The sequence below is a fragment of the Paenibacillus aquistagni genome (assembly GCF_900177815.1).
Lineage (GTDB): Bacteria > Bacillota > Bacilli > Paenibacillales > Paenibacillaceae > Paenibacillus_B > Paenibacillus_B aquistagni.
In genome coordinates this window covers 84,087-102,765 of sequence record NZ_FXAZ01000008.1, presented here as the reverse complement: position 1 = coordinate 102,765, position 18,679 = coordinate 84,087, and the positions used below count along the sequence as shown (strand labels likewise).

The window sequence follows — 18,679 nt, the reverse complement described above, 5'->3', positions numbered from 1 at the left end:
GCAACTCTGCATTTTGTTTATGGGGAACGTAAAACTAGATAGAGAAGAAGGTGAGCCAGCGTTGTCGAAGTTGAAAACTGCTCTAAGAAAAGGATTGCGATTTATACTTCCTGAGATCCAATTATATGATTTGTTCACAGCTAAGAAAAAGGGGGAGTATGAACAGGATAAGGCTGCTTCGCATCATATATCTCAGACAAAGGAGCCGTACACCCATTCAAACGCTTATAAGGATGAAATGACAGCTAATAGTGAAGCTGGCTCTCGTCAAACAACGAAAACTTATGTTGGATCCTCCAGTAAAAAGGCGGCATCAGCGACTTCTGACTCTCAGTCTATTGGTGGGGGTTCAAGAAATAATGGGAATCTGCAAGACAAATATAGTACCTCAGCCAGTAAGCAGATGCATGCTTCCCAAGCTGTGAAAGGTGCCGAATCGTCGAGTACTGTTCGCAAGAAACAGCATAAGCCTGGCGGAGCTTTTCAAACCACCGATGATATATTTGAAGAGATCAACAGGCATCTTAACCGTTATGTGGTTGGTCAAGCTGACTTCTGCTATAACCTTGTGATGGAGTATAAAAAAGGACATCTAAATAAGAAAAACGATGTGCGAAATGTCATTTTGTTGACAGGGCCGGCTGGTACCGGCAAGAAAACAGCAGTTAAAAATCTCAGCAAACTGATGTATATCTATCATCTCGCGGTGACACCCAACTATACTGAAGTTGACTTGAGCCGTTATACAGCAGAGGATATAGCGGCAACCTTTATTTTGGATATGACCGCCGCCATTGGAGATGGCAGAAGTACGATTTTATTTACGGGAATGGCAGAGGCTGATCCAGAAATTGCAGGACTCCTAGGAGATTTGGTTCAAACAGGTTCATTTAGAACCAAACATGGTGTTACCATATCTGCATCGGACCATTATCTCCTGTTCTATAGCGATCATGAAGCTCCAGCACGATCGGGAGAGCGTGTTCCTTCAGGTGTCGCCTCACAAATTCCTGATCCGATTCTAAAAGGAATCAAGGCTTCGGTTATCACGGAACACCTCACCCTTGATAAGATGGTCTCCGTAGTGGAAGGTCGGTTATCAGAGACGAAGCAAGTAATCGAAAAAGATGCGGGCATTAAGATCACGATTGATCCAGAAGTACATGTGCACGTTGCAGAGGCAGCTATACAGAGCAATCAATACGGAGAAGCGCTGGAGGAGTGGTGTGAGCAAAGCTTCACTTCTGTTCTTATCGACCTTAGGGCAAGGGAGCGAATCTACCAAGGGGATCAAGTTAGAATTAGTTTCGTGAATGATAAGCTCATGGTTCGTGCAGGAAGCGAACAATTCCCTCTTGAAGGAGGGAGTCTAATGACTAATGAATCTGTGGAGCATATAGTAGAAGAGCTTTATCAGTTAACAGGCTTAGTGGTTGTAAAAGAAACGATCTCTGAATTAGTTCAAACTGTCAAACTGAACAAACAGAGAAAAGAGCAGGGCACGGGAATTGTGAATATGACTCTGCATATGGTGTTTGCAGGTAACCCTGGCACAGGGAAGACGACAGTAGCTCGCTTGATGGCTCGATTGTTAAAGGCACTAGGCTTTCTCTCACAAGGTCAGTTAATTGAAGTGTCCAGGCAAGATCTAGTTGGCAAATATGTAGGTCAGACTGCGCCGAAGACGATGGCGAAAGTTAAGGAAGCACTTGGTGGCGTGCTATTCATAGATGAAGCCTATACTTTAGCAAGAAATGAGAAGGACCCATTCGGGGTAGAAGCCATTGATACGCTTGTTAAAGCCATGGAGGATTATCGAGAAGATCTTGTTATCGTCCTCGCTGGTTATACCAGTGAAATGGAAGATTTTTTGAGGACCAATCCTGGGTTAAGGTCAAGGTTTCCATATCATATAGAGTTTCCTGATTATTCACCGGATGAGATGCTTATTATTTTGGAGGGAATGGCAGGAAAAACGGGGTTCTGCCTGTCTCCGAATACACATGAAGGCTTGTTGGATCTATTTAATAGAAAGCAGATACCAGGCCGCAATGATAGCGGGAATGGTCGACTTGTTCGCAATATATTCGAAATGGCGGTACGTAAGCAATCAAGTAGACTCGGCTCAATCCACGCGGATATTCAAAGTGAAGAACTGCAACTGCTGACGAGTGCTGACTTCGGGATTGGAGAACGAGAAGTTTTCAATATGGAGGCAGAGCTTGCTTCCGTGGTTGGGCTCGATAAAGTCAAGAGCTTCTTAAGATCATTGGAAAAACAATTGGAGGTCGATCGTCGGCGCAAAGAAGCTGGTATTGTGGTAAATACCAATCAAACACTGAATATGATTTTCCTTGGCAATCCAGGTACTGGGAAAACGACGATGGCTCGTATTACAGCTAAAATGCTCAAAAGTCTTGGAGTACTTAAAAAGGGGCATCTGATCGAGGTGGACCGCTCGGATCTTGTCGCTGAATATGTGGGTCAGACTGCAGAAAAGACCAAAAGAGTGGTGGAAGAGGCGCTTGGCGGCGTGCTGTTCATAGACGAAGCATACGCCTTAAATGACACAGGCAGCTCAAATGGGGGATTTGGGAAGGAAGCGATTGATACTCTTGTCAGGCTGATAGAACTGTATAAAGAAAATATTGTAGTTATATTGGCAGGTTACACCAAAGATATGGAACAATTTATTGCTGTCAATCCGGGAATGGCGTCTAGATTCCCTCTTCAGATCGAGTTTCCTGATTACACGGCTGCTGAACTTCAACAGATTACCGAGGTGATGTCCAGTTCTAGAGGCTTTCAATTGGAAGCCGGAATGAAAGCTAAGCTGCATCAGTATTTTAAGCAAGTGCAGGTTTCTGGCAAACGTGATGGGGGAAATGCTCGGCTCGTGCGTAATTTGCTGGAGCAAGCGATTCGAGCTCAGGGAGTGCGGCTTTCGGATGAGCCAAATGCAGCAGTAGAAGAGCTTACTATTTTGCGGCAGATGGATTTTCCAATAGCGATGAAGCAAGAGAATGAACTTGATCAGCAGAATGCGCTGGGTGAGTTGGAGCAAATGATAGGGCTTCGCAGCGTAAAAGAATTCGTCCACGCATTATCGGCCCAGATTGAAATGGCAAAGCGAAGAGAACAGTTAGGTCTTCCTTCTGCTAGTGCTCAGACTTTGCATATGGTGTTCAAAGGAAACCCGGGCACGGGGAAGACTACGATTGCGAGAGTATTGGCAAAACGATTCAAAGAACTTGGCGTAATGCCTACAGACTCCCTGATCGAGACGGATCGTTCGGGTTTGGTTGCGGGATATGTAGGGCAAACGGCTTTGAAGACAAGGGGGGTGATCGAGCAAGCACTTGGTGGTGTGCTTTTTATTGATGAAGCCTACGCCTTAGCTGAAGGTGATGCCTTTGGTAAGGAAGCAATCGATACCTTGGTGAAGGCCATGGATGATTATCGTGATAGACTGATTGTCATTATTGCTGGCTATGATCAGGATATGGAGCGTTTTTTGAATCAAAATGCTGGTTTGCGATCAAGATTCCCGAACATTATACAATTTGAAGATTATTCTATTGAGGAATTGCTGGATATAGCACATTCTATGTTGAAGAAGCAAGGATATCACCTGCATCCAAACGCTTCTTTATCACTAAAAAAGGTACTCATGCAGGCTTCAAATGATCAGGCTGCAGGGAATGGACGGCTGGTCCGAAATATGTGCGAGAGAGCCATACGTAAGCATGCATTGCGTCTAAGTGGCAATATGGAAGCTGGGATTAAGGAATTGACGACACTGCTGCCAGAAGATTTCCTCTAAAGTTGGATCATAATAATGGTTAGAATGGTACAATGTTTCTTGTTGTTCTGATCATATTATAGCAAGGGAGTATAAATATAATAAGCTCACGCTGACCACTGCCCACGTGATGGGACAAATCGTGTCTTCTTTAATAGAATACAGGCCGGGGAAACGAATCGATATACACTGACCTCGCCAAAATAGTAATAAGGGCTGGTTAAATCATCTGAAAATGAAGTGCTCCCCGTCAAGTAGACAGTATAAAAAATAAAAAGTCGTTATGCGGCCTTAGTCCTGAATTCCATGGGACTGAGGCCGTTTAATTTGGACTGTAAACGCTCGTAATTGTAAAAGTGAATGTAGTCCTCAATGTCTCGCTCCAACTGCTCAAAGGTGTCGTAAGTATGCAAATAATACTTCTCACATTTCAATGTCCCCCAGAAGGATTCCATAGGCCCGTTATCGATACAACGACCAACTCGCGACATACTCTGCTTGAGTTGAGCCTCGTCTAGCATCTCCTTGAAACGCAAAGACGTATACTGGTTACCACGGTCGCTATGGAGCAACGGTTTCCTTTCAGACACTGATGCCAACGCTATCTCCAGCGTCTTAAATACAAGGGGGTTATTATTGGAACGCCCGAGTACATAAGAAACAATCGATTTATCATGGAGATCGAGAATCGCGCTTAAATACGCCTTCTGGCTGTTACCATATTTCATCTCCGTAACATCTGTTAGCCACTTCTCGTTCGGTGCTTCCGCTTGGAATTTGCGGTTTAAAACGTTCTCCGCTACTTGCTGCGGCGTAGAGCGCTCATATCGCTTTTTCTTCCTCCGGATGACCGACTGAATGCCTTTACACTTCATTAAGCGCAGTACGCGTTTGTGGTTAATGCGCTTCTGAGTTTGACGACGCATATGTAGCGTTAGCTGTCGGTAGCCGAAGGTGCCTTCAACCTTCTCATACAATGTCATCATGACCGCTGTCAGCTCTTGGTTCTCCAATTGTCGCAGGCTCGGCTTATGATTAAGCCATTTGTAATAGCTTGACCTAGGCACGCCCGCAACTTCGCACAGAAGCTGGATGGACAGTGCCTCCGCCTGTCCGACCGCTTGTATGGCCAAGTAGACGTTCTCCTGCCGATGTTGGCTTAAAGACGCCTCCTTTCTAACTCTTGCAACTTTTTTAAAAAAGCATTCTCCGCGCGCAGTCGCTCATTTTCGTACTCCAACTTCTTCATGGCGAGTTTGTGCCGATCTGCGTCGGTTAACTCTTCAGGAGCTTTCGATCTTCCTCGACCGTCTTGTAAAGCTTCCTGGCCACCTCCTTCGTATTTCTTGACCCAACCGTACACTTGCTGGTAGGAGACCTTGAACTGTTCTGCTGCCTTCCTGTAGTCTTTTGCGTGTGCGAGGCAATAAAGGACGATATCTATCCGTTCCTGTAGTGTTGTAGTGCGACCTTTGGTCATAACCGTTGTTCCCCCTGTATAGGTTCTTAAGCTGCTATGACCATTATACTTGTCCACCCAACGAGATAGTTGATTTCTACTGGCGATTTTGTATTTATCTATAACCTCGTATTGTGATAAACCCCCAGAAAGATAATCTTTGACCGCTTGAAGCTTAAGTTCCGCAGAATAACTTCGATTGTTGGTGCGAATCTCTAATCCTTCATAACCGTAAACCCGATAACGCCGTCTCCATTTAGCCAATGTTGTTTTGGATATCCCAAAAGTTTCAACTGCAGACTTCACACCAATATGACCACTTTCAATCTGCTGAATAATGGCCAACTTCTCCGACGCCGTATGCTCTACTTTAGACATGAAAAATGCTCCCCCTCACGGAAAACAGGTTTTATTATTTCACCTGTCTACCGTATGGGGAGCATATCAAAAATGAATCTAACCAGCCCTTTTTTGTTCGACTAAGCTCGGATTAGCGGGAAGTTAAAGTCGAGCTCCGCCCCGCCATTCTTATGATTGCTGGCGGAGATGCTGCCGCCGCAGCGTTCAACGATAGCTCTTGAGATCGCAAGACCAAGGCCGGATTCGCCTCCCTTGCCCTTAACAAAGCGATGGAATAGCGTAGGGAGCAGCTGCTCAGGAATTCCGGATCCGTCATCTTGCACGGTGATGAGAATACGCTCTCGTTCCTTTCGGATATGAACATGAATATGGGCTGTAGCATAACGTGATGCATTCGTTACTACATTTAGCAGAGCTTGCAGCAGCTTGTCCCGATCTGCGCGAATGAATAGCGAGTCCGAGCCTTGTGTATGATCATGTACGTGGAGCTTTAGGTTCTTCTTCACAAGAATCGGATTCACACGTTCTTGTGTCTCGAGCAAGATCTCCTGAACGCGGACCTTGTCAAAGTGGAAGATGTCCTCCTCGCTGTCGAGCTTGGCGAGCAGGGTCATTTCGGTAACCAGCTTCTTCACGCGATGGCTTTCGCTCATAATAATCTCAAGCCCTTTTCTCATGCTGTCCCCTTCAAATACCCCGTCACGAATGCCTTCTGCATAGCCGGATATGGACATAAGCGGTGACTTCAGTTCATGCGAGGCATTCTGGAAAAATTGCTTCTGTACGCGATTGTATCGATCCAACTCCCCCGCGAGCTCATACACGGTCTCGGCAACAGCGCCAATCTCGCCTTCTGCCTTCACCAACTGCACTTCCGCGAATTGCCGGTTCTTCACCTTTTTCAGTTCCTCTCTCAATTCCATCAGAGGATGAATAAGCCGCTTGGTAATGAACAGGCTGAGCAGGAATACGAGCGTAAAGCCGACGCAAAGCACAATTAGCAGCTGCGAGAACAGTTTTTGCTCAATCTCCTTTATCTTGTTCACAGGCGAGAGCAGCGTCAAGTAGCCATCTTCCATAGCGGTTGTGCTTGTAATAAACCGATCATCGCTGCCGTCAACGATTTTTTGCATGGATTGTGACACAGGCATTGAGATAAAGGTAGGTTCAATGGTCAGGATCTCCGAAATAGGCATTATATTTATCTGTGTCATGGGGATGCGATCTGACGGAATAGGCTGAAATTGCTTATCTGTAACAATCGCTTGAATATTGCTGTCCGCTGGTATAGCAGATATCTTGATAGCTGTTGCCAGATTCACCATATTAGAGTTGTCGGGCGGTGTGCTCATCGATTGTGAGATCGAGGCGCTCAAATTATGCAGCTCTTGTTGTTGAGTGCCCATAAAGTGGTCTAGCAGCACATTATGAATGATAATCGCAATAACGGAAAATACAAGGGCCAGCAGAATGCCAAACGCCAGGTTAATCTGATGAATGAGTCTCATATTAGCACTCTCCTCCATTCAAGCGGTATCCATGGCCCCATACAGCCTCTACAGGCAGGTCACCCATCTTTTTGCGCAGCCGCTTAACAAGATGATCAACCGCTCGGTCACTGCCGAAATAATCCTCTCCCCAGACCAGTTGGAGAATCTCATCTCGCGCAAAGGCGCGGTTCGGACGCTCGACAAAGAGCTTTAACAGATCAAACTCCTTGCTTGTTAGATCAACTTCATTTTTGCGCCAAATGGCGCGCCGCTCATGGAGAAGGAGGCGAAGCTCGCCAAGATCGATATAGTCATCAGCAGCATCAATGGGAAGAGGCTCGTCTTTCGATTGGAGCTTCTTCATGCGCTGCAGCTGCCGCTTGACTCGTGCAACAAGTTCTCTTGGACTGAATGGCTTGACCAAGTAATCATCGCTGCCAAGCTCGATGCCGAGAATCTTGTCCACCTCATCATCACGCGCTGAGATCATAATAATAGGCACTTCTGCATCACTGCGAATCTTCTTGCAGAATTCAAATCCATCCATTCCCGGCAGCATGACATCGAGCACCCACATATCTGGGGGATGAGTTCGCCACAGCTCCCACGCTTCTTCTGCTGATCCGAGGCCAATTGTCGCCATGTTTTCTTTTTGCAAATAGGTTTCGACTAACTGTCTTATATGTTGATCGTCGTCGACGACAGCAATTCGGTACGTGTGCATATTATTTCGCCTCCTCAATTCTGAAGACATTATAGCAAAGAGAGCTTAAGGAAAGCTGAGTTGCCATTCTTTTTACATAATTGCGGACATGCCATGCCACACTTCCTGCTCATAATGGGTCTTGTAAACAACAAACCACCAAACAAGGAGTGTATAAGACATGAAAAAACGTATGATTCAAGGTGCAGTATTATCCGCTTTGCTGCTGACAGCCGTTGCGGCTCCGGCATATGCGAGCCCGAAGGAAGAAGCAACTTCTGATTCGAAGGCAGCACTTCATGTGAAGATCAGCAAGACTGAAGCAGCGGCGGCGTCGTTCTTCCCATTAGAGATTGCGAAGAAATATGCACCAGAGATGGTTAAGGACTGGGAAGAAGTACTTAAGAATATGAATGTATCGATGACTGTCCATGTACAGTCGGCAAGTCCTGTGGAAGCGGGAGAATACCAACAGCTAGAGACCAAGGCCATTGAAGATGGAGACATCGACATGGATAAGCTGAAGGAAGCACATCAAGGAGAAGGTAAAGTAGATGGAATCTTCGTGATGAAGAAGGTAACCGAAGCCAACGACAAATCTGAGTATGTCGAGATGGAGAAAATCATAGATTCTGAGGCTGCTATGGATCCACAAACTTCTGCTTTAATGGGTGCTCATAAAGAACTGCATGAAGCGGTGGCTTCTGAAGATAAAAATGCAATCAAAGCAAGTTTGGCTCAGCTGTTGAAGCTGTATCAGGATCAAAATCAGAAGGAGCAAGCTGCGAATTAAGGGAGCCGACTCTGTAAGGGGGATGGCACTGATTGAGGATCATAGACAAGTTTGCCATATGAAAAGGAGCCAAATACACCGAATGTGTATTTGGCTTTTCTTCTTCTATAGCCTCCACTTGACGCTAGGAGATGAGGACCAGTAGAAGAGCTTCTATCGCGCCTGCCATACTTTTTCCACACTTTTGCACTTCATTTGACTGCGCTAACATCTAATCTATCTGTAGCTCAATAAAGCCAGTTCGCACGATGTGCTGTCTGACAAATGGAGGATAGGCAAGATGCACCGAATTCGTATTGTACATAAAGAGTGGCTTGTTGCGCTTGGCTTTTTAGCGCCGAGCCTGATTGGATTTTTATTATTTTATGTTCTTCCATTTGGCCAAAGTGTGCTCCTATCTTTTCAGGACCGATTCGACCAGCATCCCACACTCATGAACTATGCAGAGCTGCTGCAAAGCAGTTCCTTTCGCAAAGCGGCGGCTAATTCGCTGCTATTCACAGGGATCAGTGTTCCGATCATCGTTATACTGTCCTTGGCTATCGCGCTGATGCTCAACAAACGAGTGTTTGGACGTCGAGCGATGCGCACAGCTTATGTGCTTCCGCTTGTTGTGCCTGTTGCGTCCTTAGTGCTGCTTTGGCAGATACTGTTCGATTGGAACGGTACGATTAATGCTGTCTGCTCGCATTTCGGGCTCGAACGAGTGGACTGGATGCAGTCTGATGCCGCGATGTGGGTTGTCATTTTGATGTACGTGTGGAAGAACCTTGGGTATAATGTCATCTTATTTTTGGCAGGTCTTCAAAATATCCCGGAGCAATACTATGAGATTGCGAATTTGGAAGGGGCGAGCCCGCTTCGCAAGCTATTTGGCATTACATTCGTTTATTTAACGCCGACGACCTTCCTCGTGCTGCTCATGTCTGTCGTAAACTCCTTTAAGGTGTTCCGGGAGACTTATCTTGTTGCAGGCGCGTACCCCCATGATCGCATTTATATGCTTCAGCACTATATGAATAATATGTTCCTATCCCTTGATATCGAGAAGCTGTCCGCGGCGGCGACGCTAATGGCGGCAGCTGTACTCATACTTGTATTTGTGCTGTTCCGTGTGGAACGCGCATTTCGATCCTTTATGGAGTAGGAGCTGGAGCACAAGGAGGAACAAGATGAAGCACACACAATCTTTTATATTCGCATTGATACGTACGGTATTGCTAGGCTTTATCGCTGCTGCTGTACTGTCTCCAGTCTTGCTTGCCATTGTTCACTCTCTTATGACGGAGCGTGAAATTCTTGCGAATTACGGCACGCTTGGCAAGACGAATACGAGCATGTTTGTCAATCTCAAGCTGATTCCAGACAAGGTATCCTTCGAACAGTATTACCGAGTACTGATTGCGACACCTGCCTTTCTGCAAATGTTTTGGAACTCCGTTGGCTTGGTTGTGCCAATTATTGTAGGACAGGTCATTGCTGCTACGCTTGCTTCTTTTGCCTTTGCAAGGCTTCGCTTTCCCGGAAGAGATGCGCTGTTCTTTGTGTATCTCATTACGATGATGATGCCCTTTCAGGTGACATTGGTGCCGAATTATATGATGGTGGATCGGCTGGGGCTCATGAATACCAGGGAGGCCATTATACTGCCCGGCATATTTAGTGCCTTTGGTGTGTTCTTGCTGCGTCAATTCATGCTCCATATTCACTCGGCTTATATGGAAGCGGCCAAGATCGACGGAGCGGGCTATGGCCGGATTTTCGCTTCTATCGTGCTTCCCATGGTGAAGCCAGGTATTGCCGCTCTAGTCATTTTATTATTCGTTGACTACTGGAATATGGTAGAGCAGCCGCTCATCTTCCTACAGGATGCAGTGCTTCAGCCGCTGTCTGTTTTTTTATCTGTCATACAGCAGGACATGCTTGGAATCTCGTTTGCAGCTTCGGTTGTGTACATGATTCCGATCGTGCTTCTATTCCTAAGTGCGGAGCACTATCTTATTGAGGGCATTCAGCTATCCGGAGTGAAGGGATAGGCTTGAGCGATGAGTGAAATCCATGGCAAGTGATGAGAAGAAGGAGATATCCAGATGAAAAAAGCACAACAAAAGGCGATTACCATCATTGCAGCAATCTTCCTCATAATGATGCTCGTCTTAACGCTTCTTAGCAATACCATACAGACCGCACTGCTTCCAAAGGTAGTGACAGAAGCACCTGTCAGCAAGCCGCTTGTACATGCCATCGAAGGGAGGGGGATGATTGAGCCTAAGAAGAAAAGGGAGCTTATGAACGAGAGCGGCTGGCCGATTCAGAAGGTCCATGTGAAAAAGGACGAGGTGGTCAAGAAAGGGCAAACGCTCGTTACCTTTGACAGCACGGCGCAAGCACAGCAGATTGAGGAGCTTGAGCTGCTATTGAAGAAGCAGGATTTGAATCGCATTGCGATTAAGGAGCAGTATGTGGAGGCACAGCGTTCTGGAGATGTGGAAGCGGTTAGGAAAGCGAAGCGCGCGCTCGAAAGCGATGATTTGGATCGTATGGGCATCGAGCGCAAGATAGGGCAGCAGAAGGAGGATATCAAAAAGAAAGGGGTGCTTACGGCACCTTATGACGGCAGAGTGACAGAGGTTCTTGCAGAGGACGGGGCCTCAATCGCTATGGGGCAGCCAATCCTTACACTTGTTAATCCCTCGGAGGGCTTTCAATTCTCCTTTACTGCTGCTGATCATGCAGCCTCCTTCTTGCAGCTGCATGAGAAAGTAAAAGTAGAGCTCGCTACAAGCAAGGAGCAGCTGGAAGGAACAGTGGATGAGATTACACAGTCGTCTCAGAAAAGCGGTAATGGGGGCATAATGCCGGGGGGAGAGGCTGATACGAGCGCATCTTCTGAGAAGAAAATCGTCATTACGCTTCGTGACGCCAAGCTTAAAGGAGGAGAGGAGGCGCTTGTGCACATAGAGAAGCAAGCAGAGCAGCAGGGGATAGTTATCCGCAAGGAGCTGCTCAAAAAGGACGGAAACGGCAGTTATGTTTATGTGGTTGGAGAGAAGCGCAGTCCACTCGGGAATACCTATCTGGCTGAAAAGCGTGCAGTGAAAACGGGAGATGAGAGTGAAGAGGAAATCATCATCCTGGATGGATTGTATCCAAACGATAAGATCATCGTTGAATCAAGTGATCCGCTGCAGGACGGCAATCGGGTTCGTCTGGACTAGGCTCAGCATGCATCATGGAAGAGTTCGAACAAATCAGATAAGGGAGATGCAAAGATGAAAAAAAAGGCATTATTTTTAATGGTCACGATCCTATTATTGCTTAGCGCTTGCGGTGGAAATGCAACACCATCAGAACAAAAGGAAAGCGCTTCGAATGCTAAGGGGCAAGTGGATATTAACATCTCGGTATCGCGAAAAAATCCATTTTTAGAGTCCGCTGCCCGCAAATTTGAGGAACAGCATCCGAATATTAAGATTCATATCAAAGAAAATATTGCCGTCACAGAAGTGAATGGCAGTGGTGGAATGACTGCAGCGGTGTCTGCGCTTGATGTAGAGAAATATATTCAAACCGTGACGACAGAAATTCTGGCTGGCAAGGCCTCGGATATTATTCTCATGGACAGTCTGCCACAGGATAAGCTTGTGCAGAAGAATGCCCTTGTGAATCTATACGATTGGATGGATAAGGACGAGAGCTTCAAGAAGTCAGATTACTACGACAATATTATGACGGCTGCTCAAAATGAAGATGGGCTGTATGGTTTGCCGCTGAACTTCTATCTTGAGGGGATGCTGTCTGGAAATGCAAAGCTGCTGAAGGAAGCGAACATTACGATTGATGATGAGCATTGGACGTGGAATCAATTTAAGGATATCGCGAAGCAGCTGAAAGAGTCAGCAGGTGAAGATGTGAAGGTTTTAAACAATGCTTTTCCAGGTACCCTGCTCGTTGACTTCATTGAAGCAAATTATGTTAAGTTGATCAACAATGGACAGCCAAATTTTGACTCAGATATGTTCCGCGGGATGATGGAACAAGTGAAATCGATGTTTGATGAAGGAATTCTAACAGAGGAATTCACCTATGATCAGGATACGGCGCTCTTCTCTCAAGGAGGATTTACGGAGCCGGGGACGGCTGTTAATGATCTGCTGCGCGAGGATACCGTCTTCTACAAGAAACCAACCTATGATGGTCAATCGAATGGGGTCTCTTACCGATCGGGAATGACTTTGGCCATTAACAGCAAGTCCAAGGTGCAGCAGGAATCGTGGGAATTTCTTAAGTTCTTGCTGTCTGATGAGATGCAGTCTTCTTCGGAGCTGGCAGGATATCCAATTCTACAAGCACAGGCCGAAGCCAAGTTGGAGAATACACGCAAGTCCATGGAAGAGGGACAGGGATTCAGCGAGGCAGAAACCAAGCGCTTGGAGGAAGGCATGAAGCAGGTGAAGCAGATGCTTGAACAAGCAGGTACTAAGGTGGATAGTGATATGAAGATAATCATGACCGCGATGACGGAATTCAATGCTTTTATGAGTGGTCAAAAATCAGCAGAAGATGTAAGCAAGCTGATACAGAACAAAGTGAATACTTATTTAAATGAATAGGAAGTGTCCAGTGAGGGGAGCGATGCATGACGGATGTCATGGACGCTCTCCTCTATTTTTATGTTGTCTGCGAGAGGACAGAGGAATCGGTACGCTCGTTGGAGGTTGATTTGATACAAGCTAGAAGGCTGTGTACGCTCTTCTTCCTAGCCCCCTTGACGTTGACTACGAATTGAATCTTGATCTCTCCGATGTCTTTCGGAAGGAGATGTTTCTGCATTGGGTGGCGGACTAGATGCTCAGGCAGGACGGTGATCCCACTATTTTGCTCTACACAATACAGTATGGGCTCCAGCATATCGTATTCAATCAGATCGGCAGGCTCAGCTTGCTGGGAAGCTATAAATAACAACAAGGCCTGTCGGAAAGGACATTCTGGATCACTGCTGACTACAGCGGGCAGGTTCAAGGCTTGCTTGATGCAGGCTGTTTCTCCACTGACGAGATAGAGTGATTCCTTGTTTTGGTGGACGGTCTTAAGCGTTGGATCTTGATAAGGCCGATTCGTGATGGCTAGATCAATGCGGTGCTGCTTAAGCTGTGTCAATAGCTCTGCTGCCGGCAGTGTCTTAATCCGCACGCTAATAGCAGGGTGCTGCTGTTTCATGGTAAGCAGATATTTAGGAAGAAGGGCAGCCGTTAGCGACTGGGGAGCGCCAATCGTTACTTCGGCTGAAGGGCGGATCGCTTCCACGGCTTCGTCCATAAGCGCAAGAATGTTGTCTGCATAGCTAAGCAGCAATTCGCCTGCCGGAAGGAGTCGGACTCCTCGATTCGTGCGCTCAAACAGCTTGGTTTGCAGCTCCTCTTCAAGCTTTTGAATTCGCAAGGTAATGTTGGATTGCACATAATCCATCTCCGCTGCAGCCCTAGAGAAGGATTGAAGCTTGGCAACGGTATAGAATATTTTTAGATCCCGACTGTCCATCAGCACACGTCCTTTTTGGTATTACTGAAAATGATATCTGTATGATTTCTAATTATTATACAACAGCTATGACATCTCCTATGCTAGGGACAGAGGTGATGAGATATGTTTGAACAAAAAGTCGTGCTGGTTACAGGTGGTTCTTCTGGAATCGGCCAAGCGGTATGCATCCGTCTTGCAGCTTATGGGGCCAAGGTAATCGTTCATTATTCCAACTCCAAAGCAGGGGCTGAATATACTTTGAATTGCATTCGCGAGCAAGGCGGAGAGGGTTATATCGTGCAAGCGGATGTGAGCTCTGAGGAGGAAGTAAAGCATATGGTCGCACTGGCCATGCAGCGTTATGGAGAGCTTCACTGTGTGGTGAACAATGCTGGCGCAACGGAACAGTGGCCGCTTGAGGATTTGGACGGCATTCCAGATGAGGTGTGGGACCGATTGTTCGCGGTCAATGTAAAAGGGATGTTTTATGTTGCAAAGGCTGCTCGCGCCTACTTGATTCAGCAGGCGGACAGCGCGATTGTCAATGTCGGCAGTGTAGCGGGTACAACAGGAATTGGCTCCTCGCTTCCCTACGCTGTGTCCAAGGCAGCAGTGCACGGCTTGACCAAGTCGTTGGCCTTTGCATTAGCACCGCATGTCCGAGTCAATGCCATTGCACCGGGTGCGGTCGATACGCGATGGTGGGCAGGGCATGAGGAGAAGATGCGCCGCTTAAGCGGCGACATGCTGCTGAAGCGTATTTCCACCCCTGAGGATATTGCTGAGAGCATCTGTGCGATGCTTGTACAGCGGTCGCTTACAGGCCAGATTATTACTGTTGATAATGGTCAAACGATGGCCTGATGCATGGCGGTTTTTGTAAACGAAGATGAACCAGCATGAACGGGTTGAGTTAAATGATTACATCCAATCATTCGTGATTCCAAATGAAAAACAAATCATAGCCTTCTTTCTTTTGTTTATGTAAACTTTAGGAAGATTCGCCGCGCTCCCAAGGGCGAAAGAGTGAGGGGGAATGGGGCAGTGATTGTTCTGAATCATGAAAAAGCAATCGTTATTGGCATCGAAGGTGGCGGAACCAAGACAAGAGCGCTTGCTGTAAAGCTGGACGGGTCGATCGCAGGAACTGCTGAGAGCGGATGCTGCAATCCGAATAAAGACCAGCACGCAAGCGAGCATGTGCAGCAAGCGATTCGCGAGGCGCTGCATGCGGCACAAGCTGCTCCAGAGGACGTAGCGGCGATATGCGCGGGCTTAGCCGGCTTGGAAGCGGAGGAGGATCTGCGCTGGGCTGAGCAGTTCACGTCGCTTGCAGGCATAAGCTGCTTGAAGCAGCTTGTGAATGATGCCTATGTTGCACATGCTGGCGCTTTTTGCGGCGAGCCCGGAATTATGGCCATCTCAGGCACTGGTTCCGTTGTGTTCGGGATAAATGAACAAGGGCGCATGCTGCGCAATCAGGATTATCAACATTATGCGGGAGCGGCACGCCACTTGGCCTATGAATGTGTCCATCGCCTCTTGGCAGGCTATGACGCAGAGGAGGATCAGGGCCTCTTGAGGGAGGTTTTTGCCTATTGGAAGGTTAACACGTTAGAAGAGCTTTATGAACGAGGCAGCAAGGGCTTTGTGGAGGGCGTCCATGAGCAAATGCGCGGGTTTGGGCAGATGGGACCTATTGTCACCCGTGCAGCAGCCGAAGGCAGCCCAGTTGCCATTGACGTGTGCAATGGGCTTGTACATGCTCTTGAAGTAGGCATTCGATTGATTGGAGCAGGCTTCCGAGCAGAGCAGGTGCCCGTAGCCTTTATGGGGAGTGTCATTCAGGATCGTTTCATGACGGAACGATTAACGAACGGTCTGCAGCAGGGGCTTGGCCATAAGCAGTACACGGTGGTGCAGCCGCGCCTTCTTCCAGCAGCGGGAGCTGCCTTGTTGGCACTGAAGCTGTGTGAGTCACCTATACGTGATGACGTCCTGCAGCGTCTTGAACAATACGATGAGCGTGCTTGATTCCCATTCGGCAATGGATTTGGAAAAATAACCCCCTTGAATCATTTGTCTGCTGAAAGCATGCTTGTTGACCGCAGATTTGGTAGAATACGATTCAGAACCATCTTGTTTGGGGGCGCACATGAAGACTTTAATCATCGATAACTATGATTCTTACACCTATAATTTGTACCAGATAATCGCCGAGATCAATGGTACTTCTCCTATAGTGATAAGGAATGACGAGTGCTCATGGGAAGCGGCGAAGGCGGCATACGAATTCGATAATGTCGTGCTGTCGCCTGGACCAGGAAGTGCAGATCAAGCAGCAGACTTCGGGATATGCAAGAATGCCTTGAAGGAGGAGAAGCTGCCGATTCTAGGCGTATGCTTGGGACACCAAGGTCTTGGTCATATCCATGGGGCAGGCATTATACCTTCCCCTGAGATTGCCCATGGCAAGATTAGCCGTGTGAAGCATGACGGAGATCGCTTATTTGAAGGAATCCCGTCTTCATTTCAAGTCGTGCGCTATCATTCCTTGCTGCTTGATAACTCGCTGCCAGCTTCCCTTATGCCGCTGGCCTGGACCGAAGACGGCCTGCTGATGGCGATTCGTGCTGTGGACAAGCCTCACTGGGGTGTGCAGTTTCATCCGGAGTCAATAGCAAGTGAGCATGGGGAAGCGCTGCTGCGTAATTTCATGAACATCACGCGCTCCTTCTATGAAGAGGCAAACGGAGAAGAGGCGATCCTCGTGAAGGGGCAGTTGACTCAGCAGCATCGGTATCCGAGCGCTGAAGAGACTAAGCAAGGCTTCGAATCGGCATGGAGCGGCACAGAAGGAACGTTGGATGCAGCATCCATCAGCGTCCAGCATAAGGGGCATGTCCGATACCGCAAGCTATCGCAATGGTATGATTCAGAGCAGGTGTTTGTAGAATTGTATGGGGATCAGACAACGGCTTATTGGCTCGATAGCAGTCGTGATGATGGAAACATGTCGCGATTTTCGTTTATGGGGGATACCCGGGGTCCGTTAAGCAAGCGGGTAGCGTATGATGCCAGCACCCAGAAGGTTACAGTGATTGATCGTGAGGGCACACAGGTGCTTGATCAAGACATTTTTAGCTATTTGGATCAAGAACTGGCTCGATTTAAGATGAAGTCGCCAGCGCTTCCCTTCGACTTCAACAGCGGCTTTGTAGGCTTCTATGGCTATGAAGCCAAAGGGGATATAGGCGACTCTACACCAAGAGAATACCCGGATGCCATGTTTATGTTCTCAGATCGCTTCATAGCGTTTGATCAGCTGTTAAAGGAAGTTTATCTCGTCTGTCTGACGGAGGATGCAGAAGCAGCTGATACATGGATGGATGCTGTGTGCATGCAGCTTGAACAGCTTTCGTCCTTAAAGACATCATTCAAGTCGGCTGCAATACGAGATTCTCTCCCTGAGCAGGGGGAGATAGGCGCATCTTTCCATTATCATGTGCCTCATAATTCGTATTTGGACAGCATTGCGCAAGTCAAGAAGTATCTGGCCGCTGGTGACAGCTACGAGATTAATCTGACGAATGAGCTGAGAGTTGAGGCAGAGCTTGCCCCGCTGGCGCTATATCGCAATGTCAGAAGAATGAATCCAGCACCGTATGCTGCCTATCTTACATTCAATGAGGAGCTGCAGCTGATCTGCTCCTCACCAGAGCGCTTCATTCGAGTGGGACGAGAGCGGCAGATCGATGCCAAGCCGATCAAAGGGACGATTCGAAGAGGGAAGGATGTCAGCGAGGATGAACAGCTGAAGCAGCAGCTCGCAGCCAGCCAGAAGGACTTTTCCGAGAATCTGATGATCGTCGATTTGCTGCGCAACGATTTGGGCAAGGTATGCGAGATTGGGACGGTGAAGGTTCCAAAGCTGATGGATATTGAATCCTTCGAAACAGTGCATCAGCTCGTTTCTACGATTACGGGGCAGCTGCGCAGCGATGTCCCGCTCAATGCCTGCATTCAGGCCGTCTTTCCGGGCGGCTCCATGACAGGTGCCCCTAAAAAACGCAGCATGGAAATCATTGAGAAGCTGGAGAAGCGTCCTCGGGGGGCTTATGCTGGAGCGATTGGGTTTTTAGGAGTAAATGGGACGGCGGATCTGAATATCGTTATTCGCACGATTGTTCGTCAGGGAAAGCGATTGTCTATCGGTGTAGGCGGAGCGATTGTCATGGACTCGGAGCCTGAGCTTGAATATCAGGAGATTGAGCTTAAGGCGCGTGCACTGGTCGAGGCGATACAATATACGCTGTGGAGCGAACAAGGCGAACCATCCATGACTCAGTCGATTGATAAAAAAGCGGGTGCCGTGCTAAGCCGATAGCTTGCAACAGCACCTCTTCGCCCTCTGCGAATCCTCTTGATGTGATCGTTGGATAGCCATAATGCTGACAAGCTGACGATGTACAGCCGTATGGCCGCGTTAGCTGTACAGGAGAGGCTTTCCTGCAATAGGAAGCGGCTGTAAGGGATAAGAGGTGCTGTG

At 47.6% G+C, this 18,679-nt stretch carries 13 protein-coding genes and 1 pseudogene; 9 read left to right on the top strand and 5 right to left on the bottom strand.

Annotation, left to right across the window (positions count from 1 at the left end):
• The first annotated feature begins 61 nt into the window (after positions 1–61).
• On the top strand, positions 62–3,823 hold the full coding sequence (locus tag B9Y93_RS21635) for an AAA family ATPase (protein ID WP_244903532.1): 3,762 nt from the start codon (positions 62–64) through the stop codon (positions 3,821–3,823).
• A gap of 260 nt (positions 3,824–4,083) precedes the next feature.
• On the opposite strand, the pseudogene B9Y93_RS21630 reads toward B9Y93_RS21635, so the two are convergent.
• From B9Y93_RS21630 to B9Y93_RS21615, 4 genes and pseudogenes are all read right to left on the bottom strand, one after another.
• Positions 4,084–4,938: pseudogene (locus B9Y93_RS21630) on the bottom strand (IS3 family transposase); the annotation flags it as partial.
• 23 nt (positions 4,939–4,961) lie between these two features.
• Complete coding sequence (locus B9Y93_RS21625; RefSeq protein WP_085498183.1) at positions 4,962–5,639, bottom strand: helix-turn-helix domain-containing protein; 678 nt, start codon at positions 5,637–5,639, stop codon at positions 4,962–4,964.
• 101 nt (positions 5,640–5,740) lie between these two features.
• Entirely contained in the window at positions 5,741–7,129 is a 1,389-nt protein-coding gene (locus B9Y93_RS21620) for a sensor histidine kinase (RefSeq protein WP_085498182.1), read from the bottom strand.
• A gap of 1 nt (position 7,130) precedes the next feature.
• Positions 7,131–7,835, bottom strand: coding sequence for a response regulator transcription factor (locus B9Y93_RS21615; protein WP_085498179.1), 705 nt, complete (start codon positions 7,833–7,835; stop codon positions 7,131–7,133).
• Between the two features lie 160 nt (positions 7,836–7,995).
• On the opposite strand from B9Y93_RS21615, the gene B9Y93_RS21610 reads away from it, so the two are divergent.
• The 5 genes from B9Y93_RS21610 (at position 7,996) to B9Y93_RS21590 (ending at position 13,220) form a co-directional block, all read left to right on the top strand.
• A complete protein-coding gene (locus tag B9Y93_RS21610; RefSeq protein ID WP_085498177.1) occupies positions 7,996–8,607 on the top strand; it encodes a hypothetical protein in 612 nt (203 codons plus the stop codon).
• A 280-nt stretch (positions 8,608–8,887) separates the two neighbouring features.
• Complete coding sequence (locus B9Y93_RS21605) at positions 8,888–9,754, top strand: carbohydrate ABC transporter permease (RefSeq protein ID WP_085498174.1); 867 nt, start codon at positions 8,888–8,890, stop codon at positions 9,752–9,754.
• Positions 9,755–9,779: 25 nt separating this feature from the next.
• Positions 9,780–10,643: a carbohydrate ABC transporter permease gene (locus B9Y93_RS21600; protein ID WP_085498172.1), complete on the top strand. Its 864-nt coding sequence runs from the start codon at positions 9,780–9,782 to the stop codon at positions 10,641–10,643.
• Between the two features lie 54 nt (positions 10,644–10,697).
• Complete coding sequence (locus B9Y93_RS21595) at positions 10,698–11,825, top strand: efflux RND transporter periplasmic adaptor subunit (protein WP_085498170.1); 1,128 nt, start codon at positions 10,698–10,700, stop codon at positions 11,823–11,825.
• Positions 11,826–11,879: 54 nt separating this feature from the next.
• Positions 11,880–13,220, top strand: coding sequence for an ABC transporter substrate-binding protein (locus B9Y93_RS21590; RefSeq protein ID WP_085498168.1), 1,341 nt, complete (start codon positions 11,880–11,882; stop codon positions 13,218–13,220).
• 58 nt (positions 13,221–13,278) lie between these two features.
• Here the strand turns inward: B9Y93_RS21590 and B9Y93_RS21585 are convergent, their stop codons facing one another.
• Positions 13,279–14,148 (bottom strand): LysR family transcriptional regulator, encoded by an 870-nt coding sequence (locus B9Y93_RS21585; RefSeq protein WP_085498165.1) that lies wholly within the window; start codon positions 14,146–14,148, stop codon positions 13,279–13,281.
• A gap of 105 nt (positions 14,149–14,253) precedes the next feature.
• Between B9Y93_RS21585 and B9Y93_RS21580 the strand changes: the two genes are divergently transcribed.
• The 3 genes from B9Y93_RS21580 (at position 14,254) to pabB (ending at position 18,517) form a co-directional block, all read left to right on the top strand.
• Entirely contained in the window at positions 14,254–14,994 is a 741-nt protein-coding gene (locus tag B9Y93_RS21580; protein ID WP_085498163.1) for an SDR family NAD(P)-dependent oxidoreductase, read from the top strand.
• 180 nt (positions 14,995–15,174) lie between these two features.
• Positions 15,175–16,164, top strand: coding sequence for a BadF/BadG/BcrA/BcrD ATPase family protein (locus B9Y93_RS21575; protein WP_244903531.1), 990 nt, complete (start codon positions 15,175–15,177; stop codon positions 16,162–16,164).
• Between the two features lie 121 nt (positions 16,165–16,285).
• Positions 16,286–18,517, top strand: coding sequence for an aminodeoxychorismate synthase component I (gene pabB, locus B9Y93_RS21570; RefSeq protein WP_085498158.1), 2,232 nt, complete (start codon positions 16,286–16,288; stop codon positions 18,515–18,517).
• Positions 18,518–18,679 lie beyond the last annotated feature (162 nt).